The following is a 24354-nucleotide window of genomic DNA, read 5'->3' as shown; positions in this document are numbered from 1 at the left end:
CGGCTCCCGTGTTCTCAACTGAGGACACGGGAGCCGTTTTGTCTCCGGCCCGGTCGGTGCCGGATGCGCGGCGAAACCAACCTGCGCCCGCTTCAAGGAGTCAGGGTGCCGCAGACACCGCATCCGACATCGGCACGACGTAGTAGGCGATGAAAAGGCCCAGGAGCACCACGAACGTGGTCGCCGATGCCAAGGCGACCCGGCGGGTGGTCCGAACACGTGCCGTCGACACGTCCTCCGCGGGGATCTTGTGGATCTTCCGCAGGAAGGCGTCCGCGGCGGCGCTGTGTTGACCGACCCGGTTCCCGATCAAGGTGGCCATGATGCTGAGCGCGAATCCGATCACCACCGGGTTCGCCCATACGGGAAGAGTGATGCCTCCGAAGTCCTGCATCCCGTTGAGGATGCCCACTCCGACGAATCCCGCGATCATGCCCGACGCAGCACCTGCCGCGGTCAGCTTGCGGCCCCGTATGGACCAGACGGCCAGGGGGCCCCACGCTGCCGCGAAGAGTGTCGCCGCGAAGTAGCCGATCGTGAGCACCCCGGCGGGCGCCCACAACGTCGCGAGAAGGACAGCCACGCCGGCGCACAGCATCACGATGCGGGACTTCTTCAGCGCTGCGGCCTCGTTCTCGCCGTCTTGCGAGCGCGCGGCGAAGATGTCGTTTGCCGCGCTGAATCCGATCAGCGAGAGGAATGTCGAAGCGGACGACAGGGCCGCAGCGACGACACCGGTCACAGCGAGTACCCCGAGCACGGGAGGCATGAGATTCTGAGCAGCCCAGATGAAGGCCAGCTCCGATCGGTCGATATCGGGAGCGAACAGGTTGATCGCGAATGCCCCGAACATCAGGAAAGCGTAGAGGACTCCGACAGTGGTCATGGCGATGAACCCGCTGCGGGTGGCCACGTGTTCGTTCTTCGCCATGAGGTAGCGGCTCGACTGCCACGGGCTGACGGCGACCACGGCCATCCAGACGACGCCGAGCGTGAGCGCCCAGATCAAGACCTCGGCGCCGCTGCCGAACGAAGAGTCGAGACCGGACGCGCCGGTCCAGCTCAAGCCGTCAGGCTTGTCGACGAGGGCAGTCATCTTTGCCATCGCCTCCTGCGGCCCGCCTGCTCGCGCGAAGACCCAGGCCATGCCGAGAATTCCGACGACCGTGAAGATCAGGAACATGATCGTGTCGTTGATGAGCACGCCTTTGGAGCCCGAGAGCAGCGTGAAGACCGAGTAGGCGACCCACACGACGATGACGGTCACCCACGTCGGCCAGCCGAGGAGCTCGGAGATGACCAGGGAGAGACCCTGCGTGACCGCGACCAGGTAGAGCCCGATGCCGAGAACCACCATGACGCCGGCGATGCTCCGAACCGCCTGCGAGTCGACTCGTCTACCGAAGAACTCGGGAACGGTGAGGACCTCGGCACGTCGCAGGTATCTGCCGAAGCCGAGCACACCGACGACGTAGCCTGCGATGTTCAGCACGATGAGCAGGAGCATCGGCACGGCGAACCCATCGAACGCGTAGCCGAACTCTCCCAGAAAAGCGACCGTCGACATGTACGAGGCCACAAGCGTGCCCGCGACGAGCAGCGTCGGCGCGGACCGGCCGGCGACATAGTAGTCGGATTTGTTCTTGACCTTGCGACCGACGACGATGCCGATCACCAGGTAGAGGAGGAAACTGCCGAGAACGGCGACGGCGAAGATCATCGGCCATGCCTCCGTTCACCCACCGGGGACTTTCCCGGCGTGTAGTCCTTTCGAACCGCCCACCAGGCGATCCCGATGACGATAAGCGGCGTCAGACAGTAGTAGAGGGCGACAAGAAGCGAGCTGGTCGACATGAGAATCTCCGTTGGACTGCGAGTGAGGCGTGCGGAGCCCCGCGTCGTGCGATGGCTCCAGAACATCGGAGTCAATGAGACCACGGTCACATCAGCGACAGGAATTGTTCAAAGTGCTAATCATCGACCTGAGGTTGTATAAACGATGAGATCTGAATCACACGACGGAGTCCGCGAAACTCGTCGCGGAACCGGCTTTCGCGCTCCAGTCGGCCATCGGCGGCAGGCCCGAGCGAGGCCCCCTCTGCCCACTCGTGCGAATTGCTCAACCACCCGCTAGCTCGGATCCGACGACCTGCTGCCCACGTGCGCCATTGCATGCCGTAGGGCGACCGTACACAGCGCAACTTCATCGCCGGGTTCGCCGCGGCAGATCCCACAGGACCTGCCATCGGCGCTCACTGCTACGCACCACGGAGTTGAATCACCTGCTCACAAGGTCAGACAGCGGAAGGCCCGCGACCCAGAGTCGGGTCGCGGGCCTTCCGTGATGCTCGGTCAGCTGGACTTCATCCGTCCAACCTCACCGGCGTCCAGCAGCCTCGATTCGTTCACTCCACGAGCTCGGCCTCCGGCGACGCAGCCGTGTAGGCCAGGCGCGGCGCCTCCGGCGTCTCCATGCCCTCGCCGATGAAGTACGACGTGTGCGGGGGCTGGTTGTAGCCGGTGTTCTGCCACGCGACGGCCAGCCGGTACTGCGAGTCCGACATCAGGGTGAAGAGCCGCTCATCGGTGTCGATCACCGTGGTGGCGATCCGCAGCGCCGAGGAGTCCTCGGTGCGCGTGACGATCTCCTCGCGCCAGTCGCCGAGCAGGTCGGCCTGCAGGGCGAAGTTGCCCTTGGTGCTGTTGCTGGTCAGCGTACCCTCGGCCCGGTAGAGCTCGTCGGACTGCTCGGTCTCCCAGTTCCACTTCGCGATGGTCGGCACGCCGGCCCCGGTCTCCGGGTCGTAGTCGTGGTCGCCGATCTCCCGCAGCAGGTCGCCGTCCCAGAAGGTCAGGAAGTTCGCCGCCGGGATGCTCTCCGCGATCAGCTCGCCCGTGGCGGACTTCAGCTGCCCGACGGGCGAGTTCCAGGCCGCGTCGCCGCCGACGGCCCAGCCTTCGGCGCCTTCGTACCGCGGGTCGATGTCGCCCATGGCGCCTCGGCCGGTATCCCGATCAGCGGGGATGTCCCAGATGATCTCGCCGGTCGCGCCGTCGCGCATGGTCGCGCCGCGGTTGCCCGAGGCGCCCATGGACTCGTGCGAGGAGAAGACCTCCAGGCCGGGCCGGGACGGGTCGAAGTCGGAGACGTGCTGGGAATCGCCGTGGCCGAGCCCGGTGTTGTAGAGCGCCGTGCCGTCGTCGTCGATGGTCAGCGACCCGTAGACGATCTCGTCCTTCTGGTCCCCGTCGACGTCGTTGATGGACAGCGAGTGGTTGCCCTGGCCGGCGAGATCCTTGCCGGCCACGTCCGAGTCGAAGACCCAGCGCTCGGTGATTTTCTCGCCGTCGAAGTCGAAGGCCGCGACGACGGTGCGCGTGTAGTAACCACGGGCGAAGAGCGCGCTCGGCTTCTCTCCGTCGAGGTACGCGGTGCCCGCGAGGAAACGGTCCACGCGGTTGCCGTAGGTGTCGCCCCAGGAACCGACGTCGCCGCGGGCCGGGACGTAGTCGATCGTGTCGACCGCCTCGCCCGTGGCACCGGCGAACACCGTCAGGTACTCGGGGCCCGTCAGGACGCGGCCATCCGAGTTCCGGTAGTCGGCACGGGAATCGCCGATCACGGTTCCGGCCCCGTCGACGGTGCCGTCCGCGGTCTTCATCATGACCTCGGCCTGGCCGTCGCCGTCGTAGTCGAACACCTGGAACTGCGTGTAGTGCGCGCCGGCGCGGATGTTGTGGCCCAGGTCGATGCGCCACAGCTGCGTGCCGTCGAGCTCGTAGGCGTCCACATAGACGTTGCCGGTGTACCCGGAGCGGGAGTTGTCCTGCGAGTTCGTCGGGTCCCACTTGACGATGTACTCGTACTCGCCGTCACCGTCCACGTCGCCGACGGACGCGTCGTTCGCGCGGTAGCTGAACGGCTGGCCGTCCTTGGAGTAGGCGTCTTCCGGCTTGTTCAGCGGGATGTCGAGGGTCTGGCCATCCTGCACACCGAACTCGGCACCAGCCCACTCTTCACCGGCCTCGCCACCCTTGTCCTTGTCTTTATCCTTCTTGTCTTTCTTCTCCTTCTTGTCCTTCTTGTCCTTGCCATTGTCCTTGCCGTCGGCCCCGTCCTCGGCGGAGGCGAGGCTGACGCGGTAGATCGACTCCGCCGTTCCCTCCGGGTCGACGACGTTGGTGCTGTCCGTGATCGGCGCGTCGGTGATCCGCTCGCCGTCGCGGTAGACGTGGAAGCCGGCCGCGGCGTCGTCGTCGCCCAGCAGGCGCCAGCCCACGTAGACGCCGTCTTCGGTCTCGACGGCGACCGGAGAGCGGTCGATCCGCTCCGCCTGCCGCTGCAGTTTCGTCTCCGCCGGGGATGTGACGGTCTCCGAGAGCTCGGAGGCGCCGCCGGCGTTCACGGACGCCACGGCGTACGTGTACTCGATCGTGGTCAGCACGTCCTCGTCCGTGTAGGACGGCGTTTCGCTGCGGTCGATCAGGACCAGCTCGCCGCCCGGCTCGGCGCGGTAGACGTGGTAGAAGAGCGCGCCGTCGGCTTCATCCCAGGCCAGTGCGACCGAGTTCTTGTCGACCTCGCCGACGCTCAGGTTCTGTGGCACCGGGGCCACGGCGACGGACTCGTCGATGGTCGTGAGCTCGAGCGCCGCCGACGGAACGGATTCCTCCCCGGCCGCGTCGAGCCCGACCACGGTGTAGGTGTAGTCCAGCCCCACGTCGGCCGTCGTGTCGACGAACTCGGCGGTCTCGGTGTCGCCGATCGCGGTGGGCTCGTCGGCGCCGTCCGCCTGGCGGTAGACGCGGTAGCCGACGGCGTCGTCCGTGGCCTCCCAGCTCAGCGGGACGGAGACGGCGCTGCCGTCGATGGCGACGTCGCCGGCGGTCAGGCCGGTCGGCGCGTACATCAGCGGGGTGATCTCCAGGCCGTTGAGCCAGCCGGAGGCCTCGATGTTCAGCTGGCCGTCGCGCACGACGACCGGCTGCAGGATCCGGCTCGAGGTGCTCCCGCGGCCGGCGTTGGAGGAGCCGAAGTCCTCGCCCTCGATCGTCACGCCCAGGCGGGCCGTGCCGATCATGTCGCCCCAGATGACCTCGACGGCATAGCTGCCGTCGGGGACGTCGACAGCGATGGGGGTGTCGCCGCTGGGCAGGACGAAGTCGCGCTGCAGGTCGGTCGGTGCCGGGTCGAAGTCGGTGCCGCGGTCGCGGCCGCCGGGCGCGGACCCGGTGAAGCCGTAGCCCAGCTCCTCGGTGTAGCTGGTGGTGTCGTCGAAGGCCGTGTAGCCGTCCAGCGTGGCGTGGCCGTCGAGCTGGAAGTCGAACTTGTGCAGCGGGGCCTTGGTCGTGATGCTCACCGCGCCGGAGGGCTGCGAGTCGCCACGGCCGTTGACGGCGACGACGCGGAGGTCGTAGCCGGCGCCCTGCTCGAGCCCGGTGATGTTCGCGAGCGGAACCGTCGACGTCGTCAGCAGCTCATACGCGTCCTCGCCTGCGGCCGAGTCCTTGCCGTACACCTTGTAGATGTCGGCGCCCTCGACCTCGGTCCAGGTCAGGGTCGCGCCGGAGGCGGAGACGCTCGAGGCGACGAGTCCGGCGGGTGCGGCCGGCACGTCGGCCGGCGGCGCGACGTCCTGCACCTGCTCGGCCAGTGCCACGTCGAGCTGCTCGACGTCCTGGGCGATCAGGCGGGCCATCGCGATGGCGCCGTACTCCTGGAAGTGGGTGTCGTCCTGGGTCCCGTTGGGGCGGTTCGGGTAGACGCCGGCCGGCACCCAGAGGAAGACGGACTTGGCCTGTTCCGGCCCGATCTCGTCGAGGTAGGCGCGGCTGGAGGCGGAGAGGTCGACGAGCGCCGTGCCGGTCTCCGCCGCGAGCTCGGAGGCCTCGCGCACGTAGTCGGGGAAGGAGACGTTGAACTCGCCCGTCGACTCGTCGAAGGACCGGCGGGCCACCGGCGTCACGAGGATCGGCGTCGCGCCGCGCTGGACGGCCCCGTCGACGTACGCGCGCAGGTAGTTCCGGTAGTCGGCCGGCGCGGCGTAGCGGTCGTCGACGCCGTACGAGTTGTCGTTGTGGCCGAACTGGACGAACAGGTAGTCGCCCGGCCGGATCTGACCGAGGACCGTGTCGAGGCGGCCCTGGCTGATGAAGTTCTTCGACGAGCGCCCGCCGATCGCGTGGTTGTCGACCGCGACGTCGTCGGACAGGAAGCGCTCGAGCATCTGGCCCCAGCCGGCCTGCGGGACGTAGTCGTCGGTGTAGGTCTGGACGGTCGAGTCGCCGGTGATGTACACCGTCGGCTCCGCTCCGGCCTCGCGTTCGCCGCGCTGGGTGATGGTCAGACCCGCCAGATTGGCCGCGTCGCCGGCGAACTCGAGGTTGAGCTGGCCGTCGACGAGCGAGAGGTCGAACTCCATTTCGTGGAATTCGCCGGCGGCTTTCTCGACCGGCGCGACCTTGCTCATCTGCTCGGCGGTGATCGCGATGTCGGTGGCGGCTTCGGCGCTTCCGGCGACGACGCCGATGGTGTAGTCGCCGTTGGGCAGATCGGCGACGAGCTCGGTACCGGCGACCGCCACGGAGTCCGCTCGCAGTGCGTCCGCGCCGCCATTGTCGGTCCCGGTGACCGCTGACGGGTCGACGAAGCCCAGGCGGCTCTCGGCGTCGTAGGCGGTCGAGGCGTCGACAGCGCGGTGGTCGCCGGCGACGGCGCCCGGGCCGAAGTCGAGGCCGAGGGTTCCGGAGGCCGGGAACGCCGGGGACTCGCCGGTCAGGGACGCGACGGCGGCCGCGGAGGGTGCCGACTCGCCCTCTGCGCTGAGGGTGTGGACGCGGTAGTAGTTCACCGCGGACGTGTCGGCGGCGCCGGTCGCGAAGACCTCGCGCTCGCCCGTCCGCGCCACCTCGGTGTACTCGCCGTCGACGGAGTCGGAGCGGGTCAGCACGTAGCCGGTGGCGCCCGGGACCTCGTCCCAGCGCATGGTCACCGATCCCTCGGCGACATGGGCGACGCGGAGCGATTCGGGGGCCGCGATGGACGCGGGCTCGGTCGGCTCGGGTGGGTCGGTCGGATCGGGCTCGACGGCACCGGCATCCCCGGTGCGCGTGAGTGTCAGCCCGTTGACGTAGCCGTTGCCGGCGCCGGTGACGTCGACGCTGAGCTGGCCGTCCGTCACGTCGGTCGTGAAGACCTTGCTGGCGACGGTCTCGGGATCCGGCCGGACGTGCCCGGCCTCCTCGCCCTCGAGCCCGATCGTCGTGCGCACGGTGCTGGTGCCGGCGAGGGTGTCCCCCGCCCAGACCTCGACGTCGTAGCGTCCATCGGGGACGTCGACGCCGAACTGCCACTGGGCGCCGAGGACGAAGTCCCCGCCCAGGGCGTCGTCGCCCGTGGAGCGGTCGCGGGAGGCGAGGCCGGGGTTGTCGAGGACGCCGAAGCCGGCCTCCTCGGTGTAGGCGTTCTGGTGGTCGATGCGCGTGAAGCCCTCTGCCACGGGGCTTTCGGGTGTGCCGAAGTCGAACTTGAAGTCCGTGACTACGTCGGCGGCAGGTGTCGTGGTGGTCGCGGCCAGCGGGAACGCCGCCGCCCCGGACGCCGTGCCCACGGCCAGCGTACCCACCGTGACGACGGCGAGACTGAGTCGAGCAGGTCTACTGAAACGATTCATCGTGAAGTCGAAGTCTCCCTGGGTTGAGTGATGACGGATGAGTGGATTGCGCTTTCCAACGATGAACGTAATGCGCATCACATCCGGGGTCAAGGGTTTGGTGCATACTTCCTGTGCATCATGCGCATGCCCCCTGTGCGCTACCAGCGGGTATCCAGGACGCGCTCCGCGTCTACCCGGCCGCTCAGCGTCATACCCGGAACGACGGGCGGCCCGCGGCACACCAGCCGCGGACCGCCCGGTCCGGTCTCCCTGCGCGCCGACGCCTTCCGCGTCGGGGCCTCAGCCGGCTGCGCCGACCCGGTCCGTCAGCTCGGTGCGCCAGCTCCGCTTCGGCTCCCAGCCGATGACCCGGCGCGCCTTCTCGATACTGAAGGCCGGCGCGGAGCCGGTCAGTCCGGCGGCCAGGTGCGCCAGCTCCGGGTAGATCTCCGGGATCACCTCGGCGAGCGGTTCGCGGGCCATGGCGTCGGCCGCGCCGACGAAGAACACGTCGCCGTTGTCGATGAGGTGCATCTTCTCGAGCAGGCGTAGCAGGAAGTCGGTGACGTCGCGGGCGTCGACGTAGTTGAAGAGCGCCGGGGCCGAGAGCGCGGGGTCGTCGAGCCGCTCGGCGACGGTGTGCCCCTGCTGGGTCGGCGCGCCCTCCCACTCCTCCGGAGCGATGACGTAGCAGGGCCGGAAGGAGGCGAACTTCACGCCGTGCTCGCCGTCGCCCGGCCCGTGCTTGGCCGCGAACATCGCCGCGACCTGCTCGGCCACGTACTTCGAGAGCCCGTAGGCGTGCCAGGGACGCGGGGTCACGTCCTCGTCCAGCGGCAGGCGCGGGGGCACCCAGCCGGCCGGCGACCCGTAGCCCATGATGGACGGGCTGGAGGCGACGACGACCTTCCGCGCACCCGATCCCACGGCCGCCTCGGTCACGTTGTGCGCGATCGCCGCGTTGGTCTTCAGGATCACGTCCTCCGGCGCGCTGAACGGGACCGCGATCGCCGCCAGGGAGACCACGGCCTCCGGCGCGACGCGGGCGAACAGCGAGCGCGTGGCGCCGGCGTCGAGCAGGTCCACGCTCTCGTAGGCGACGCCGTCGACCGGATCGGGCGGGGGCTGGCGGTCGAGGCTCACGATCTGGTGCCCGGCCTCCGCGAATCCGGCCACGACGCTGCGGCCCAGGCGGCCGGAGCCGCCGGTGATGAGGATCTTCGCCATGTCCGCCCCCTCTAGAGTGCCGCTTCGCGGACGCGGCCCGCGTTCGATGCCGCGTCGAGGCCCAACTCGACGTCGTCGACGTGCACGACCTGGCCACGGGCCAGGGACTCGTTGCCGCAGATGCCGACGGCGATCGCCTGGATGCCGTCCACCAGCCCGGCGGGACGGGAATAGGGGTCCTCGCCGGGGCCGCGGAAGATGTCGGCGAGCAGCAGCCGGTCGCCGCCGCCGTGGGCGCCCTCCCCGTTGACGATCTCCAGCTCGCGGGCCTCCTCCCAGTGGCGCTGCAACACCAGACGCTCGCCGTTGGCGCGCAGCGGGTTGTCATGGCCGTCCTCCGTGACGGACGGGTCGACCGGCGAGCCGCCGGCGGCGGGCAGCACGGCGGCGCGCTCGACGACGTCGAGTTCGAGGCGGCCCTCGGTCCCGTTGACGGCGACCCGGTAGCCCTCCCACGGGCTGTGGGCGTTCAGGGTGTAGCTGAGGACGGCGCCGCCGGAGTAGTTCACGGTGAGCGCGAGGTTGTCCTCGATGGTGATGCCGGGGGCGAACACGTCCTGGTCGCGGCGGTAGCCGTCGTGCTCCTCGTTCTTGAGGTAGAGGCCCTCGAGGCGCTCGTCGCTGCGCAGGTCGAGCGCGAAAGGGTCCTCGGCGCTGTCCTCGCGCGTGCCGCGCTCGTGCGGCGCGATGCCGCGCTCGGCCGCGTTCTCGGCCCCGTAGAACTTGAGGCCGCCGGCGGCGTAGACGCGCTCGGGCACATCGGAGAGCCACCAGTTGACCAGGTCGAAGTGGTGGCTGGACTTGTGCACCAGCAGGCCGCCGGAGTTCTCCTTGATCCGGTGCCAGCGGCGGAAGTAGTCGGCCCCGTGGACGGTGTCCAGGACCCAGCTGAAGTCGATCGACGTCACCTTGCCGATCAGCCCGTCGGAGATCGCGGCCTTCAGTGCCGTGTTGCGCGGCGAGTACCGGTAGTTGAACGTCACGATGACCTCGCGGCCCGTCCGCTCGACGGTGGCGGCGATGCGCTCCGAGGCCTCCGCGTTCACTGTCAGCGGCTTCTCCACCACGACGTCGGCCCCGGCCTCCAGCGCCTCGCAGACGAGGTCCGCGTGGGTGAAGTCGGGGGTCGTGATGATGACGCGGTCGACGTTCTCGTTCACGATGAAGTCGGTCAGCGCCTCCGGTTCGAAGAAGCCGGTCTGCTTCCCGTACGTCTGCTCGATGACGTCCTGGTAGTACTCGGCACGCCCCGGGTTGGTGTCCGCGAGCGCCACCAGTTCGGCGACCTCGGCGTGGTCGCCGAGGATGGCGTTGATGTACATCTCGCAGCGGTTGCCGGTGCCGATGATGACGTAGCGGGTGCGGTTGGATTCGCTCACTGGCGCGTTGACTCCTTGGACGGCTCACCCTCGCGGGGGTGGCTGGCGGGAATGGCGGGGAAAGCGCGCGGGGCGCCACCGCTGATGACGGTGACGCCCCGGCGTCGTGCTGGTTCTACTTGATGCCGGTGGTCGCGATGCCCTTGACCAGGAACTTCTGGCCGATGAGGAACGCGAGGAACACTGGCAGGAGGGTGACGATCGACATGGCGAACAATGCGCCCCAATTGGATTCGCCCGTCGCGTCGATGAAGGCGCGCAGGGCCACCGGGACGGTGTACATCTCCGGGTCCGTCAGGTAGATGAGCGAGGTGAAGAAGTCGCTCCAGGTCCAGATGAAGGTGAAGATCGCCGTGGTCGCCAGGGCCGGGACCATGAGCGGGAGGATGATCTGGAAGAAGATGCGCGCGTGGCCGGCGCCGTCGATGCGGGCCGCCTCGTCCATGTCCTTCGGGATGCCGCGGATGAACTGCACCATCAGGAAGATGAAGAACGCGTCCGTGGCGAGCAGCTTCGGGATGATGATGGGCAGGAACGTGTTCACCCAGCCGATCTGGGAGAACATGATGTACTGCGGCACGATGATCACGTGGATCGGCAGCATGATGGTCATGAGCATCAGGCCGAACATGATCTTCTTGAAGCGGAAGTCCAGACGGGCGAACGCGTAGGCGGCCAGCGAGCAGGAGATCAGGTTGCCGAGGATGCAGCCGAGAACCACGATCGCCGAGTTCAGCAGGAAGTGGCTGAACGGATGGGATAGCGCATTCCAACCCTGCTCGTAGTTCGACCACTCGAACGTGGTAAGGAACAGGCCCGGCTCCCGGAAGATGACGTCCGTCGGGCGCAGGGAGCTGACGACCATCCACAGCAGCGGGTAGATCATCACCAGCGCCGCGGCCACCATGACGATGTGCTTGATGACGGCCCGGACCATCGTGCGCGGGGCCGGCTTGTACGTGTTCACGGGCGGCGGAGTCGTCGCCTCGCGGACCTCGGCGGGGGTCCGCGGATCCGAGGAGTCCTCGTCCACGGCGGGCCGGCTGGAGTTTGTCTTCTGCTCAATCATCGTAGAACACCCAATACTTGGAGGCGAGGAAGTTGACGGCGGTGAAGGCTCCGACGATCAGCACGAGCAGCCAGGCCATCGACGAGGCGTAGCCCATGTCGAAGCCCTTGAAGCCCTGCTGGTACAGGTAGAGCGTGAAGAACATCGTCGAGTCCGCCGGTCCGCCGGTGCCGTTGGAGACGATGAACGCCTGCGTGAAGTTCTGGAACGCGCCGATGATCTGGAGCACGAGGTTGAAGAAGATGATCGGGCTCAGCAGCGGCAGGGTGATCGAGATGAACTTGCGCACCCGGGTGGCGCCGTCGATCGACGCGGCCTCGTAGTACATCGCCGGGATCTGGCGGAGACCCGCCAGGAAGATCACCATCGGGGAGCCGAAGGTCCACACGTTCAGCAGGATCAGGGTGCTCAGGGCCGTGTCGGGGTTGGAGATCCAGCCCATGCCCTCGATGCCGAACATCGCCAGGAACTGGTTGACCAGACCCGTGGTGCCGAACAGCTGCTTCCACAGCACGGCGATGGCGACGGAGGAGCCGAGCATCGACGGCAGGTAGAAGACCGAGCGGTAGAACGCCAGGCCGCGCATGCCGCGGTCCAGCAGCAGCGCGATGAAGAGCGCGACGATCAGCTGCAGGGGCACACCGACCAGCACGTAGGTGAAGGTGACCTGCAGGGAGTTGAGCAGGCGCTCGTCCTGGAACATCCGGACGAAGTTGTCCGTGCCGATCCAGTTGGGCGCCTGCAGCAGGTTGTAGTCCGTGAAGGACAGGTACAACGACATCGCCATCGGGCCGAGGGTGATGGCGAAGAGGCCGATCGTCCAGGGCAGCAGGAAGATGTGGCCTGCTTTGTTGTCCGTGTACTGGCGCTTGCCGCCCTTGACTTTGGACAGGTTCTGCATCTCGGCGACGACACTCATTCGGCCGCCCCCTTCGGTGCACCGGCGGACCTGCGCCGGAAGGTGGTGTGGAACAGCATGGCTGACTCCTTGGGTAGAAACCCGATCGGATGCTTCGTCGAGACCCGGACGGGAATGCGCTTTCCAATAATTCGTTCTCCACGGTAAGCTACCGGAGATGTGAGGTCAACCACAGGCCGTGGTGACCCCGATCCCACCCCCGGGGAAAACGCATTGAAACGTATCACTAGATCTACGCCACACGGAGGGCCCGAGTCGCAATGAACCATGCAGAGCCGCTAGATACGCGCGGATCCGCCATTTCGCGGATCGAACTGGTCCTGACGTCGCTGCCGTTCGACGCCGGGCGACGCGATACTTCCACGGACACTTCAGAGACGATTGATACCTATAACGCATCATCGAAGTCCTTCACGGAGATGGAATCCCTCATGGTCGCGGTCACGACCGCGGACGGGCTGACGGGCTGGGGCGAGGCGTTCGGGCACAAGACCAATCCCGCCACCTGGGCCGCCCTCGAACAGACCGTGGCGCCCTTCTTCGTCGGCCGCGCCGCCGACCCGGCGGCCGTCCGCCGCGAGGCCGAGTACGCGTTCCACGCGTTCGGTCGCACCGGACCCGTCCACTACGCGCTCTCCGCGATCGACACCGCACTCTGGGACATCGCCGCGCAGCGGGCCGGCCGGACCCTGCGCGGCTTCATCGCCGACCGCCGCGCGTCGGGCCCGCCCCCGCGCGACCGCGTCGAGGCCTACGCCTCCCTGGTCCACTACGGCGAGGAACCCGTCGAGGTCGCCTTCCACGTCGGCCGCGCCCGCGCGGCCGGCTTCACCGCCTTCAAACTCCACGAGTCCACGCGCGGGGCGATCGCAGCGGCCCGCGGGGCCGCCGGCGACGGCGCCCGCCTCATGGTCGACGTGAACTGCGCCTGGGACGAGGCCGGCGCGGACGCCGCCCTCGAACAGCTCGCGGACCTCGGCCTGCACTGGCTCGAGGAGCCGGTCTTCCCGCCCGACGACACGGGCGCGCTCTCCCGCCTGAACCGCCGCCACGGCATCGTCTCCGCCGGCGAGAACGCCTCCGGGGTGCGCGGCCTCGTCGCCGACATGGCGGCCGGCGCGGTGTCCGTCGCCCAGCCCAGCGTCGGCAAGATCGGCGGCATCACCTCCCTGCTCGAGGTGTACGACGCCGGCGCCCGCCTGGGCGTGCCGGTGGTCCCCCACACCTTCTACTACGGGCCGGCCTTCGCGGCGACCGCCCAGGTGATCGCCGCGATGCCCCGCCAGGTAACGGCCGCCGGGGCCGGTCAGCCGGAGCTCGAGGTCCCGTTCCTCTCCTGGCCGGAGCGGCTGCACCCGCTGCACGGCGCCCACCAGGACGCTGGGGCGGGGGCGGGCGCCGACGTCGTGCTCGACGACTCCCCCGGGCTCGGCTTCGCGCCCGATGACGACATCCTCGCCCGCAGCGCCGTCCGGCGTGCGACGATCTCCTGATGGAGGTTTCACCATGAGAATCGTGTGCGTACCCGACTCGTTCAAGGGCAGCGCCAGCGCCGCGCAGGCCGCCGCCGCACTGGCCGCCGGCGCCCGGCAGGTCTACCCCGGCGCGGAGATCGTCGAGCTGCCGTTCGCCGACGGCGGCGAGGGGACCCTGGACGCGCTGCTGGCCGTCTGGGGCCGGCCCGCGGAGACGGTCGAGGTCGTCGACGCGATCGGCCGCCCGCGCACCGCCCGGTTCGGGCGCTCGGCCGACGGAACCACCGCGATCCTCGAGGCCGCCGAGGGCAACGGCCTGCCCCACGTCGCCGACGCCGGTCTCCAGCCGCTGCGGGCCGACACCTACGGGGTCGGGCTCATCGCCCGCCACCTGCTGGAGGAGGGCGTGGAGGAGATCCTGCTGTGCATCGGCGGCTCCGCCAGCACCGACGGCGGCCTCGGCCTGCTCGCCGCCCTCGGCGCGCACATCCGCTACGACGACGCCCCCTCCGGCGCGGAGCCCGGCTTCGGCGGCGGGCGGCTGAACGCCGTGCGCTCCATCGACGTCACGGGCCTGCACCCGGCCGCCCGGCGGGTCCGGTGGCGGATCGCCGTCGACGTGGACAACCCGCTCACGGGCGAGCGCGGCGCGGCCGCCGTGTTCGGCCCGCAGAAGGGCGCGACCGGCGCCGACGTCGAGGTGCTCGACGCCGGGCTGGCCCACCTGGCCGACGTCGTGGCCGCCCAGGCGGGGGCGGACGCCGACGCGCTCCGCTCGGCCGCCGGCTTCGGCGCGGCCGGGGGCATGCCGCTCGCGCTCGTGCCGCTGCTGGACGCGGAGACGCTGCCGGGCTCCCAGCTCGTCGCCGAGGCTGTGGGGCTCGACGCCGCACTGGCGGGCGCGGACCTCGTCCTGACGGGCGAGGGCGCGCTGGACACCCAGTCGCTCGGCGGCAAGGTCGTGGACGCCGTCCGCACCCGGGCACCGCGCGGCGCGGCCGTCGTCGTGATCGCCGGGACCGTGAAGCTCACGGCGGCGCAGGTGCGCGGGGCGGGCCTGACGGCGGCGTTCTCGATCGCGCCGGGCGCGGCCGCCCTTCAGGACCTGCTGGCCGCCGCGCCCGAGCTGATCGAGGACGCCGCGGCCAACGCCTGCGCCCTCCTCGCCCGCTGACGGACCCCGCTACAGGGAGACGATCAGCAGGGTTCCCGCGAACACGAGCCCGGAGACGATCAGGACGACGGTGGTGTAGCCGAGGATGTCGCGCATCTTCAGGCCCGCGATCGCCAGCAGCGGCAGCGCCCAGAACGGCTGGATCATGTTGGTCCACTGGTCGCCGTAGGCCACGGCCATGACGGCGATCGACGGGTCCACCCCGAGGGTGTCGGCCGCGCCGAGCATGATCGGCGCCTGGATCGCGAACTGCCCGCCGCCCGAGGGGACGAAGAAGTTCACGACGCCGGCCGAGAGGAACGCCATGATGCCGAACGTCTGCGGGGTGGAGGTGGCGACCAGGGCGTCGGAGAACAGCTCGATCAGCCCGGTCCCGGACATGATCCCCAGGATCCCGGCGTAGAGCGGGAACTGGATGAGGATCTCCCCGACGTTCGCCGCCGCGCCCTTGGTCAGCGCGATCAGCTCGAACGGGCTGCGCACCAGCAGCAGGATGAGCGCCAGGAACGACCAGTTCACGATGTCCAGGGTGATCGACCCGCCGCCGGCGAAGTGCACGACGAGGTAGGTGACGAGCAGCAGCCCCAGCAGCAGGGTCGGCACGCGGCTCGCGTCGATGCGGTCGGCGGGCGTGACGACGTCGTCCTCCACCTCGACGCCGCGGTCGCGGGCGTCGACGGCGAGTTCGACGACCGTGTCCTGCGCGCGCGGCGCGACGAGGTAGATCGTCACCGCGACGGCGACGATCGTCACGGCGGCCGCGGCGATGTTCCAGCCCGTGAAGATGGTCTCCGTGATCGGCAGCGGCTCGCCGAGGTGCTCGCTCACGAACGAGTCCGGGGTCGCCGCGGTCAGCGGCCCGGACGCCGAGTAGCCCATGTGCCAGACGACGAACCCGGCGAACCCGGCGGCGACCAGCAGCGGGAAGTGCAGGCGGAGCCCGCGCTCGCGCCCCTGGGCGGCGACCTCCCGGGCGAGCAGGCCGCCGACCACGAGGCCGAGCCCCCACGTTATGAGCGAGGCGAGCGCGGCGACCGCGAACACGAACACATAGGCCTGCGCCGCCGTCCGCGGCACGCGCGCGACGCGGGTGAGGAGGGCGCGGACCGGCCGGGTGTTGGCCAGCATGTGCCCGAGCAACAGGATCAGCGCCATCTGCGTCATGAAGGAGAGCAGCCCCGCCAGGCCCTCGCCCCACGCGGTCACCACCGCGACCGGCGTCGCCCCGCCCAGCAGCAGGCCGAGCGCGGCCACCACGAACGTCAGGACGATCGCGAAGACGAGCGCCGACGGGATGAGCCGCTCGACGACGTGGTTGATCGGGCGCATCACGGCCGCCAGGCCGCCGCCGCGCCCGCTGCGCTGCGCGACGTCTTCAGGTGCTTCTGACATGGGGTCCTCCGGCTGCGTTGGCGGAATCAAGGGGTGATGCGGGTCACTCTACAAGCCCCGCGGCACCCCCGCAGCGGCAGGGCCGGCTCAGGCGTCGTCGCGGACGATCACACCCTGGGCGATCACGGCCGAGACGCGCTCGAGCGCGGCGGCATCGGCCAGCGGGTCGGCGTCGAGCAGCACGACGTCGGCGACGCCGCCCGCCACGAGGCGGCCCACGCTGCGCTCGATGCCGAGCAGGCGCGCCGGCGTCGTCGTCACGGAGCGGAGCGCCTCCAGCGGGGAGAGCCCGGCCTCGGCAAGCCAGCGCGCCTCCGTGCCGATCGGGGTGACGTCCGTGCCGAAGGAGTCGGTGCCGGAGACCACCGGCACGCCGGCGGCGGCCGCGGCCCGGACGGCCTCCTGGAGGACGGGGGTGTACTCGCGGCCGCGCTCGGCGAGCACGGGGTCGCGCGAGCCGGCCATGGAGGCGATGCCGGAGAGCGTCGGTGTGAAGCACGCGCCGCGCGCGGCCATGTCGGCCAGCGTCGCCTCGTTCACGAAGACGCCGTGCTCGATGCTGCGCACTCCCGCGCGGACCGCACCGGCGATGCCCTCCGCGCTGTAGGAGTGGCAGAGGACCCCGGCGCCCTTCGCGGCGGCGACGATCGCGGAGAGCTGCTCCTCGCCGTAGACCAGCTCGAGCGGATCCTGCTCGGCGAGTCCGGCCCGCGGATTCGCCCGGGTCTTGATGACGGTCGCGCCGCGCTTGCGGTTGTTGCGGGTCAGGTAGGCGACGTCGTCGGGCTCGCGGACGCCGTCGGCGAGGGCGGCCAGTGGCGCCAGGGCCGGATCGGCCAGCACGGAGTCGCCGAGCTCCGGCGAGACGAACAGTCCCGCCGCATGCATGCGCGGGGACAGGCCCGGCGCCCACTCGGGCAGGGCCGCGAGCGCGACGTCCTGGTAGAAGCTCGAGGAGCCGCTGCGCACCGTGGTGGCGCCGTGGCTCAGGATCAGCCGCGCGTCCTCGAGCGCGTTGGCGTGCACGTGCGCGTCGACGAGCCCGGGCAGCACGAACCGGCCGGTCGCGTCGACGACCGTGGCGCGGCCCGCGACGGCGGCGACGGCCCGGCGGGTGGAGGCGCGGTCGCCGACGGCGGAGACCTTCCCGTCCTCCAGCACGACGACGCCGTCCTCGATCGCGTCGCCCGTGACCGGATCGACGATGGTGCCGCCCTCGACGACGACGGGCGGCGGGGTCGGGGCGCTGCCGTGGTATCCCGGAGCCGCGGGACGTCCGCGGGCCGGCTCGGGGGCGGCAGCCGCGGAGGCCGGCAATAGGCCGATGCCGGCGAGTGCGGCTGCGCCCGCGATGACGCTGCGGCGGGCGAGAGAGGCGTCGGGGGCCGGGAGGGAGTCGTGGTCGTGGACGCACATGGAGGGATTCCTTCTGGTGAAGTGATGCGGGTCATGCCAAGCTAGCACCATCCGCGCCTATTTGGTATCCCATACCTCGTCATCCGTCGTGCATCGTGCGTCCGCCCCTCACTCGACCGGCGGCGCGACCCCCGCCGCCGGCGGACTATGCTGGGATGCCATGAGCAAGCAGGTGCGAATCGACGCGTGGCTCTGGGCCGTGCGCGTCTACAAGACCCGGTCCGCGGCCACGGCTGCGTGCCGCGCCGGCCATATCCGCCGCAACGACGACCCGGCCAAGGCGTCTCAGCCCGTGGTCCCCGGAGACAAGATCCGGGTCCGCCAGCACGGCTTCGACCGCATCCTGGAGGTCACGCGCACGATCGGCAAGCGCGTGGGCGCCCCGGTCGCCCAGTCCTGCTACATCGACCACACTCCGCCGCGGACCCGCGAGGTCGTCCCGCAGGTCCCGGTCCGCGACCGCGGCGCCGGCCGCCCGACCAAGAAGGACCGCCGCGAGATGGACAAGCTGCGCCGGAACCTCGACCTCTGACCCGGGACGCGGAGAGGGCGGCGGACGCACGGGACCCCCGCGGGCCGTGCATCCGCCGCCCTCGCGCTGGGAGCGGCGGCTTCCCGGCTACTCGCCGGCGGACGGGCGCGAGCCCAGCTCGGCGTCGAGGCGGAGCAGGCCGTTGCCGTCCTCGCCGATGAGCTTGACCCGGCCGATGATCTCGGAGACCGACGCCTCCTCCTCGAGCTGCTCCTCCACGAACCAGTTCAGCAGCGGCAGGGCGTCGATGTCGCCCTCCTGCTGGGCCAGGCGGTAGAGGCTGCGGATGGCCTCGGAGACCTTCTTCTCGTGCGCGAGCGACGCCTCGAACCCGGCGAGCACCGTGTCCGCGTGCTGGGCCGGGGCCGCGATGGCACCGAAGTTCGGGCGGGAGTCGCGGTCGGACATGTGCCCGATGAACTTCTCGGCGTGCACGATCTCCTCGTCCGCCTGCGCGCGGAACCATCCGGCGATGCCCGGCAGGTCGAGGGCCTCCATGTCGGCCGCGAGCTGCCGGTAGACGTAGGAGGCCTCGAGCTCGAGGGTGACCTGGTCGTTGAATGCGGTTTCAAGCTTTCCTGTAAGTTCCATGGTTCAAAAGTAGGCCCCATTCCCGTCCTTGTCACCGCAGTTCGGCCTTACTGACCGAAGCCTCACCTAAATGTCCACCCCGGCGTTTCGCAACCTCTTTATGCCAGCCTCACCAAAGTTCGGCACGCCTCACCCGGGCCGCCGGCGCGGCCGCCGTCACATTTCCGTGTACGACGCCGCCGCACCGCCACCGCTGACATCCGCCCCGCGGCAGGGCCCAAAGTAGGGGCAAAAGTCCCTGCCGTTTCGCCGAAGACGATTGAGAGCGCAGTGCAAGACATCGCCGTAACCCTCTTGGCCGCCGCAGCGCTGGGCTGGCTGGCCCTCGCCTGCCGCATCCCGCCGCTCGTCGGATTCCTCGCCGCGGGCTTCCTGCTCGGCGCGCTGCAGGTCGAGGCGTTCCCGGGCCTGGAGGCTCTCGCCGACATCGGCGTGACGCTGCTGCTGTTCACGATCGGGCTCAAGTTCGACGTCCGCTCGCTGCTGCGTCCCGAGGCGTACGGGACGGCGTCGATCCACATGGCGTTCAGCGTCCTCATCGGCATGGGCACGCTGGGCCTGCTCGGCGTCCTGGGGTTCATCGCCGGCGGCGAGGACTGGAAGACGCTCATGCTCGTCGGCTTCGCCCTGTCCTTCTCGTCGACGGTGCTCGCCGTCAAGGTGCTCGAGGAGCGCTCGGACGACGGCTCGTTCTACGGGCAGACCGCGATCGCCATCCTCGTCATCCAGGACATCGCCGCCGTCGCCTTCATGACCATCACTGCAGGGCACGCCCCGAGCCCGTGGGCCTTCGCGCTCGCGCTCCTGCTGCCCGCGTCGTGGGTTCTGCGGCGTGCCCTGAACCACGTGGGCCACGGCGAGCTCCTGGTGCTCTTCGGCGCGGCCATGGCCCTCGGCCCCGGCTACTTCGCCTTCGACGCCGTCGGCCTCAAGGGGGATCTCGGCGCCCTGGTCATGGGGCTGCTCTTCGCCAGCCACCCCCGCGCCCTCGAGATGTCCAAGTCGCTCTTCAGCGTCAAGGAGCTCTTCCTGGTCGGCTTCTTCCTGGCCATCGGGTTGACCGCGGATCCAACGTGGGCCGACGTCGGCCTGGCCGCGCTCCTGTGCGTGGTGCTGCTGCCGTTCACGCTGGCGGGATTCGTCGCGCTCGGCTGGGTCTTCGGCCTGCGCAACCGCACGGCGGCAAAGCTCGGTCTGGTCCTGACCAACTTCTCGGAGTTCTCCATCATCGTCGCCGCACTCGGCGTCGAATCGGGGATGATCGAGGAGGACTGGTTGACCATCGTCGCGGTCGCCGTCGCCCTCAGCATGGTCGTCTCCTCGATGGTCAACGGGCGCGGCCACCACTTCGCCAGCCGCATCGCCTCGTGGTTCCGCGAGCAGGACGTCCACCGGCTCCGGCTCGAGGACCGGCCGATCGACACGAGCCAGGCCGACGTCGTCGTGCTCGGCATGGGCCGCGTCGGGCGTTCGGCCTACGAGCGGATCCACGCCGACAGCAACCTGCGCGTGCTCGGCATCGACAACGACCACGCGGTCGTCTCGCGGCTCCGGGAGGAGGGCTACTCGGTCCTCGAAGGCGACGCGACGGATATGGAGTTCTGGACGCGGCTCTGCTCGGGCGGCTTCGTGCAGACGGTCGTCCTGGCCATGCCGATCCACGACTCCAACACGTTCGCCCTCGACCAGCTGCGGCAGGCCGGATTCGAGGGGCGGGTCGCCGCCATGGCCCGCCACCAGGACCAGGTGGAGCACCTCGCCGAGGAGGGCGTGCACGGAGTCTTCAACCTCTACGAGGGTGCCGGTGTGGCCCTCGCGGACCTGGCCCTCGGCCCTGCGAAGCCACCGCGGCTCCCCCGCGACTCCTGACCCGGCGCTCGCACCGGGCCGCGCCGGATCAGGCCAGTCCGGCCTTGCGCAGCGCCTCCGCCATCGCGGTGTCGTCGCCTCCGCCCTGACGCTGGCTCGCGTCGGCGCCGCGCCTCGATTCGCCGCGCTGCGGAGCCGGCTTCGACTGGCCCCGCCCGCCGCTGCGGCCGGCCTCCCGGTTCCGGTCCCCTCGGCCCTGACCCGCACCGCGCGTGCCCGCGCCACGGCGCGGCTCCGGCGGACCCGGCTCGGCGGCGGCGCCGTCGTGCCTCGCCTCCCCGGGCAGCGGATCGTCGAGCCGCAGGGTCAGCGAGATGCGCTTGCGCTTCGTGTCGACCTCGAGGACCTTGACCTTGACGATGGCGCCGGAGGTGACGACCTCGCGCGGATCGGAGACGTACCGGGTGCTCATCGCGGAGACGTGCACCAGACCGTCCTGGTGCACCCCGACGTCCACGAACGCTCCGAACGCCGCCACGTTGGAGACCGTGCCCTCGAGGATCATGCCCGGGGCCAGGTCTGTGATGGCCTCGACACCCTCCTTGAGGGCCGCCGTGACGAACTCGCCGCGCGGGTCGCGGCCCGGGCGGGCGAGCTCGTCCATGACGTCGCGGACCGTGGGGACGCCGAACCGCTCGTCCACGAACCGGGCCGGATCGAGCGTGGCGACGGACGCGGCGGCGGCGCCGACGTCGTTCCGGGTCACCCCCGCGGCCGACAGGATGCGCTCGGCCAGGCCGTAGGCCTCGGGGTGGACGGCGGACGCGTCGAGCGGGGAACCGCCGGTGACGCGGAGGAAGCCGGCGCACTGCTCGAACGCCTTCTCCCCCAGGCGCGGGACCTTCTTGAGGTCCTTGCGGGAGGCGAACGGGCCGTTGGCGTCGCGGTAGGCGACGATGTTCCTGCCCAGGGTCGGGCCGACGCCGGCGACGCGGGAGAGCAGCGCCGGCGAGGCCGTGTTCACGTCGACGCCGACCGCGTTCACGCAGTCCTCGACGACGGCGTCCAGCGAGCGGTCGAGCTTGGCGGCGGTCAGATCGTGCTGGTACTGCCCGACGCCGATCGACTTCGGTTCGATCTTGACCAGCTCGGCGAGCGGGTCCTGCAGGCGGCGGGCGATCGAGGCGGCCCCGCGCAGGGAGACGTCCAGGTCGGGCAACTCGGCCGAGGCCAGTGCGGACGCCGAGTAGACCGAGGCGCCGGCCTCGGAGACGATGACCTTGGCCGGCACCGGGCCCGACGCGGTGGCGGCGGTGAAGGCCGGGTTCTTCGCGAGGCGTCCCAGCAGTTCGCCGGCCAGGCGGTCGGTCTCGCGGCTGGCCGTGCCGTTGCCGACGGCGACCAGCGTGGTCGCGTGCTTCGCCGCGAGCTCCTCGAGCACGGCGAGCGACGCCTCCCACTTGGCGCCCGACTTGCCGCCGGCGTGCGGGTAGATCGTGGCGGTCTCGACGACGCGGCCGGTCCCGTTGACGACGGCGACCTTCACGCCGGTGCGCAGGCCCGGGTCCAGGCCCAGCACGGACCGGTTGCCGGCCGGCGCCGCCAGCAGCACGTCGCGCAGGTTCGCGGCGAAGACGCCGATCGCCTGCTCCTCGGCGGCCTCGAAGAGGCGCGAGCGCACGTCCGACTCCAGCCGGGAGAGGATCCGCCCCTTCCAGGCCAGGCGCACGGTCCGCGCCTGCCAGTCGGCCGCCGGGGTGCCGGCCGGTGCGTTCGCACCAACAGCGCGGGCGACGGCGGCCTCGTAGCCGGCGCGGGCCTCGGCGAGCGCCTCTGCGTCAGCCGGGTCGGCCTCGGCGAGGTTCAGGCTCAGGGCGCCGTCGCGCTCCCCGCGTAGCAGGGCGAGGATGCGGTGGCTCGGCAGCTTGTGCACGGGCTCGGCGAAGTCGTGGTAATCGGCGAACTTCGCGGCCTCCTCGCCCGCCCCCGGGGCGACGGCGGACCGGACCACCCCGCCCCTCCAGAGGCGGCCGCGCAGCTCGGTGACGAGCTCGACATCCTGGCCCGCGCGCTCGATCACGATCGCCCGCGCACCGGCGAGCGCGTCGTCGGGCGTCGCTACGGCGGTGTCGCCCTCGGTGCCGTCGGCACTCACGTAGGCCTCCGCCGTCGTCCGCGGGTCGAGGCCGGGGTCGGCGAGCAGGGCGTCGGCGAGGGGCTCGAGCCCGGCCTCGCGGGCGATCTGGGCGCGGGTGCGGCGCTTGGTCTTGAAGGGCAGGTAGAGGTCCTCGACCTCGGTCTTCGTGGTCGCCGCGGCGAGCGCGGCGGCCAGCGCATCGGTGAGCTTGCCCTGCTCGTCGATGGCGGCGACGACCGCGGCCCGCCGGTCCTCGAGCTCGCGCAGGTAGCGCAGGCGCTCCTCGAGGGTGCGCAGCTGGGCGTCGTCGAGCGTGCCCGTGACCTCCTTGCGGTACCGGGCGATGAACGGGACGGTCGACCCGGCGTCGAGCAGCCCGATCGCGGCATCGACCTGCCACGGTTTCACGCCGAGCTCGGCGGCGATTCGGGTGGTGACGGTGGCCGTGGAGTCTGCTGCGCTGGAATTCATCACCGCACCATCTTGCCCTACGTGCACGGCGCAGGCCGTCACCGCGGGCGCGGGACCTCACATCCGCGGCACAGGCGCGACGGCTATCCTCGAAGCCATGCGCAGATCTTCCTCCTTGCTCGCCGTCGGCGTCCTCGGCCTCACCGCCGCCCTGACCGGGTGCTCCACCGTCCAGCAGGCGGCCGAAGACGCCGCGAGCTCCGCGGTCGGCGAGGTCGCAGACGCCGCCAAGATCGAAGCACTGAAGCGCGTGTGCGACCCGGTGACAGACGGGACGCTGGACGCCTCCGACATAACCGTGCTCTCGTCGCTGATCGAGCCGGCCGAGGCCGCGGGCGTTCCCTCGAATCTGCTGGATCCGCTGCGCGAGCTGGCGGCATCGGGAGACGCCGCGCCGCAGGCCGCCGTCGACCGGGCCCAGCAGGCCTGCGACGACGCGATCGCCGCCGCCGGCTAGTCCGTCCGCGCGCCTGACTTCAGCCGGTCGACCTGGTCCAGCACCGAGTCCAGGCGGCGGCGGAAGTAGTCGGCCGTCGAACCCGGAGTGCCCGCGCCGGGCAGCGAGGCGTGGTGGTAGATGCCGTCCCCGAGGAGCATGATGGCGTCCGCCGCGGCGTCGTCGCCCACCTCGTCGCGGATCAGCCGCCACCACGAGCCGTGCACGGCGGCGAGCGCCTCGGCCGCTCCCGGGTGCTGGGCCGAGGCCAGCCGCATGACGACGACGAAGAACGTGTCCAGCTCCGTCCCGGTCTCCACTGAGGTGCGCACGAAGTAGCGGGAGGGCCCCTCGTCGAACGCCTCCATCCGGGCCAGGTCGGCCTCGGCCGCCTCGCCCAGGCGCTCGATCACGCCGTCGGCGAGCGCGTCCTTGCTCTTGAAGTGGTAGAGCAGCCCGCCCTTGGAGACCCCCGCCCGCGCCGCCGTGGCGTCCATCGTGGCGGCGCGCTCGCCATCGCTGCTGACGATCTCGCAGTAGGCGGCGAGGATCTTCTCTCGTGCTGCGGGGGGTCTGGTCATGGGTGACACTCTAGCCAGAGTCGGCATCCGCCGTCGTCCGGGTGATCTCCATGACACCCCCTTGATATAAACCGTCCAGACGGTACAGTTA

The 24354-nt window shown here is 70.4% G+C and carries 16 protein-coding genes; 5 read left to right on the top strand and 11 right to left on the bottom strand.

Translation table 11 applies throughout. The features are described 5' to 3' along the window. Positions 1-100: 100 nt before the first annotated feature. From IE069_RS08710 to IE069_RS08685, 6 genes are all read right to left on the bottom strand, one after another. Positions 101-1720 carry a sodium:solute symporter family protein gene (locus IE069_RS08710; protein WP_189349739.1) on the bottom strand — a complete coding sequence of 540 codons (1620 nt, stop codon included), beginning with the start codon at positions 1718-1720 and terminating at the stop codon, positions 101-103. Positions 1721-2405: 685 nt separating this feature from the next. Beyond that, positions 2406-7673 carry a rhamnogalacturonan lyase family protein gene (locus tag IE069_RS15730; protein ID WP_189349738.1) on the bottom strand — a complete coding sequence of 1756 codons (5268 nt, stop codon included), beginning with the start codon at positions 7671-7673 and terminating at the stop codon, positions 2406-2408. A 282-nt stretch (positions 7674-7955) separates the two neighbouring features. Next, positions 7956-8882, bottom strand: coding sequence for an NAD-dependent epimerase/dehydratase family protein (locus IE069_RS08700; protein WP_189349737.1), 927 nt, complete (start codon positions 8880-8882; stop codon positions 7956-7958). Between the two features lie 11 nt (positions 8883-8893). Further along, on the bottom strand, positions 8894-10261 hold the full coding sequence (locus tag IE069_RS08695; RefSeq protein ID WP_268245174.1) for a Gfo/Idh/MocA family protein: 1368 nt from the start codon (positions 10259-10261) through the stop codon (positions 8894-8896). Positions 10262-10376: 115 nt separating this feature from the next. Then, positions 10377-11330, bottom strand: a complete 954-nt coding sequence (locus IE069_RS08690) for a carbohydrate ABC transporter permease (protein WP_189349736.1) — start codon at positions 11328-11330, stop codon at positions 10377-10379. Next, positions 11323-12249, bottom strand: a complete 927-nt coding sequence (locus IE069_RS08685; RefSeq protein ID WP_189349735.1) for a carbohydrate ABC transporter permease — start codon at positions 12247-12249, stop codon at positions 11323-11325. Before IE069_RS08685 ends, IE069_RS08690 begins: the two co-directional genes overlap by 8 nt. Before the next feature lie 260 nt (positions 12250-12509). Between IE069_RS08685 and IE069_RS08680 the strand changes: the two genes are divergently transcribed. Together IE069_RS08680 and IE069_RS08675 are read left to right on the top strand one after the other, a co-directional pair. Beyond that, positions 12510-13742, top strand: coding sequence for a mandelate racemase/muconate lactonizing enzyme family protein (locus IE069_RS08680; protein ID WP_189349734.1), 1233 nt, complete (start codon positions 12510-12512; stop codon positions 13740-13742). 13 nt (positions 13743-13755) lie between these two features. Continuing rightward, the gene (locus IE069_RS08675) at positions 13756-14898 is read left to right on the top strand and encodes a glycerate kinase (RefSeq protein ID WP_229791034.1); all 1143 of its coding nucleotides are present in this window, start codon (positions 13756-13758) and stop codon (positions 14896-14898) included. 9 nt (positions 14899-14907) lie between these two features. Here the strand turns inward: IE069_RS08675 and IE069_RS08670 are convergent, their stop codons facing one another. Next, the gene (locus IE069_RS08670; protein WP_189349766.1) at positions 14908-16227 is read right to left on the bottom strand and encodes a short-chain fatty acid transporter; all 1320 of its coding nucleotides are present in this window, start codon (positions 16225-16227) and stop codon (positions 14908-14910) included. 150 nt (positions 16228-16377) lie between these two features. After that, positions 16378-17706: an amidohydrolase family protein gene (locus IE069_RS08665; RefSeq protein ID WP_189349732.1), complete on the bottom strand. Its 1329-nt coding sequence runs from the start codon at positions 17704-17706 to the stop codon at positions 16378-16380. A gap of 160 nt (positions 17707-17866) precedes the next feature. On the opposite strand from IE069_RS08665, the gene IE069_RS08660 reads away from it, so the two are divergent. Then, complete coding sequence (locus tag IE069_RS08660) at positions 17867-18238, top strand: RNA-binding S4 domain-containing protein (protein WP_189349731.1); 372 nt, start codon at positions 17867-17869, stop codon at positions 18236-18238. A gap of 87 nt (positions 18239-18325) precedes the next feature. Here IE069_RS08660 and IE069_RS08655 read toward each other — a convergent pair whose 3' ends face one another. Next, a complete protein-coding gene (locus tag IE069_RS08655; RefSeq protein WP_189349730.1) occupies positions 18326-18829 on the bottom strand; it encodes a ferritin in 504 nt (167 codons plus the stop codon). Positions 18830-19099: 270 nt separating this feature from the next. Between IE069_RS08655 and IE069_RS08650 the strand changes: the two genes are divergently transcribed. Beyond that, the gene (locus tag IE069_RS08650) at positions 19100-20698 is read left to right on the top strand and encodes a cation:proton antiporter domain-containing protein (protein WP_189349729.1); all 1599 of its coding nucleotides are present in this window, start codon (positions 19100-19102) and stop codon (positions 20696-20698) included. A 28-nt stretch (positions 20699-20726) separates the two neighbouring features. Here IE069_RS08650 and IE069_RS08645 read toward each other — a convergent pair whose 3' ends face one another. Beyond that, positions 20727-23246: a Tex family protein gene (locus tag IE069_RS08645; RefSeq protein WP_189349728.1), complete on the bottom strand. Its 2520-nt coding sequence runs from the start codon at positions 23244-23246 to the stop codon at positions 20727-20729. 97 nt (positions 23247-23343) lie between these two features. On the opposite strand from IE069_RS08645, the gene IE069_RS08640 reads away from it, so the two are divergent. After that, complete coding sequence (locus tag IE069_RS08640) at positions 23344-23703, top strand: hypothetical protein (protein WP_189349727.1); 360 nt, start codon at positions 23344-23346, stop codon at positions 23701-23703. Here the strand turns inward: IE069_RS08640 and IE069_RS08635 are convergent. After that, entirely contained in the window at positions 23700-24263 is a 564-nt protein-coding gene (locus tag IE069_RS08635) for a TetR/AcrR family transcriptional regulator (protein WP_189349726.1), read from the bottom strand. The genes IE069_RS08640 and IE069_RS08635 overlap by 4 nt on opposite strands. Positions 24264-24354: the final 91 nt, after the last annotated feature.

This window comes from Zhihengliuella salsuginis (genome assembly GCF_014651715.1).
Taxonomy (GTDB): domain Bacteria; phylum Actinomycetota; class Actinomycetes; order Actinomycetales; family Micrococcaceae; genus Zhihengliuella; species Zhihengliuella salsuginis.
The sequence above is the reverse complement of the archived record's forward strand: the minus strand, read 5'-3'. Positions and strand labels throughout refer to the sequence as shown.

Bases quoted from the DNA above. Each gene is read 5' to 3' on its own strand.
- IE069_RS08710 (WP_189349739.1), bottom strand. From the start codon at position 1,720: ATGATCTTCGCCGTCGCCGTTCTCGGCAGTTTCCTCCTCTACCTGGTG.
- IE069_RS15730 (WP_189349738.1), bottom strand. From the start codon at position 7,673: ATGAATCGTTTCAGTAGACCTGCTCGACTCAGTCTCGCCGTCGTCACG.
- IE069_RS08700 (WP_189349737.1), bottom strand. From the start codon at position 8,882: ATGGCGAAGATCCTCATCACCGGCGGCTCCGGCCGCCTGGGCCGCAGC.
- IE069_RS08690 (WP_189349736.1), bottom strand. From the start codon at position 11,330: ATGATTGAGCAGAAGACAAACTCCAGCCGGCCCGCCGTGGACGAGGAC.
- IE069_RS08685 (WP_189349735.1), bottom strand. From the start codon at position 12,249: ATGAGTGTCGTCGCCGAGATGCAGAACCTGTCCAAAGTCAAGGGCGGC.
- IE069_RS08680 (WP_189349734.1), top strand. From the start codon at position 12,510: ATGAACCATGCAGAGCCGCTAGATACGCGCGGATCCGCCATTTCGCGG.
- IE069_RS08675 (WP_229791034.1), top strand. From the start codon at position 13,756: ATGAGAATCGTGTGCGTACCCGACTCGTTCAAGGGCAGCGCCAGCGCC.
- IE069_RS08670 (WP_189349766.1), bottom strand. From the start codon at position 16,227: ATGCGCCCGATCAACCACGTCGTCGAGCGGCTCATCCCGTCGGCGCTC.
- IE069_RS08665 (WP_189349732.1), bottom strand. From the start codon at position 17,706: ATGTGCGTCCACGACCACGACTCCCTCCCGGCCCCCGACGCCTCTCTC.
- IE069_RS08660 (WP_189349731.1), top strand. From the start codon at position 17,867: ATGAGCAAGCAGGTGCGAATCGACGCGTGGCTCTGGGCCGTGCGCGTC.
- IE069_RS08655 (WP_189349730.1), bottom strand. From the start codon at position 18,829: ATGGAACTTACAGGAAAGCTTGAAACCGCATTCAACGACCAGGTCACC.
- IE069_RS08645 (WP_189349728.1), bottom strand. From the start codon at position 23,246: ATGAATTCCAGCGCAGCAGACTCCACGGCCACCGTCACCACCCGAATC.
- IE069_RS08640 (WP_189349727.1), top strand. From the start codon at position 23,344: ATGCGCAGATCTTCCTCCTTGCTCGCCGTCGGCGTCCTCGGCCTCACC.
- IE069_RS08635 (WP_189349726.1), bottom strand. From the start codon at position 24,263: ATGACCAGACCCCCCGCAGCACGAGAGAAGATCCTCGCCGCCTACTGC.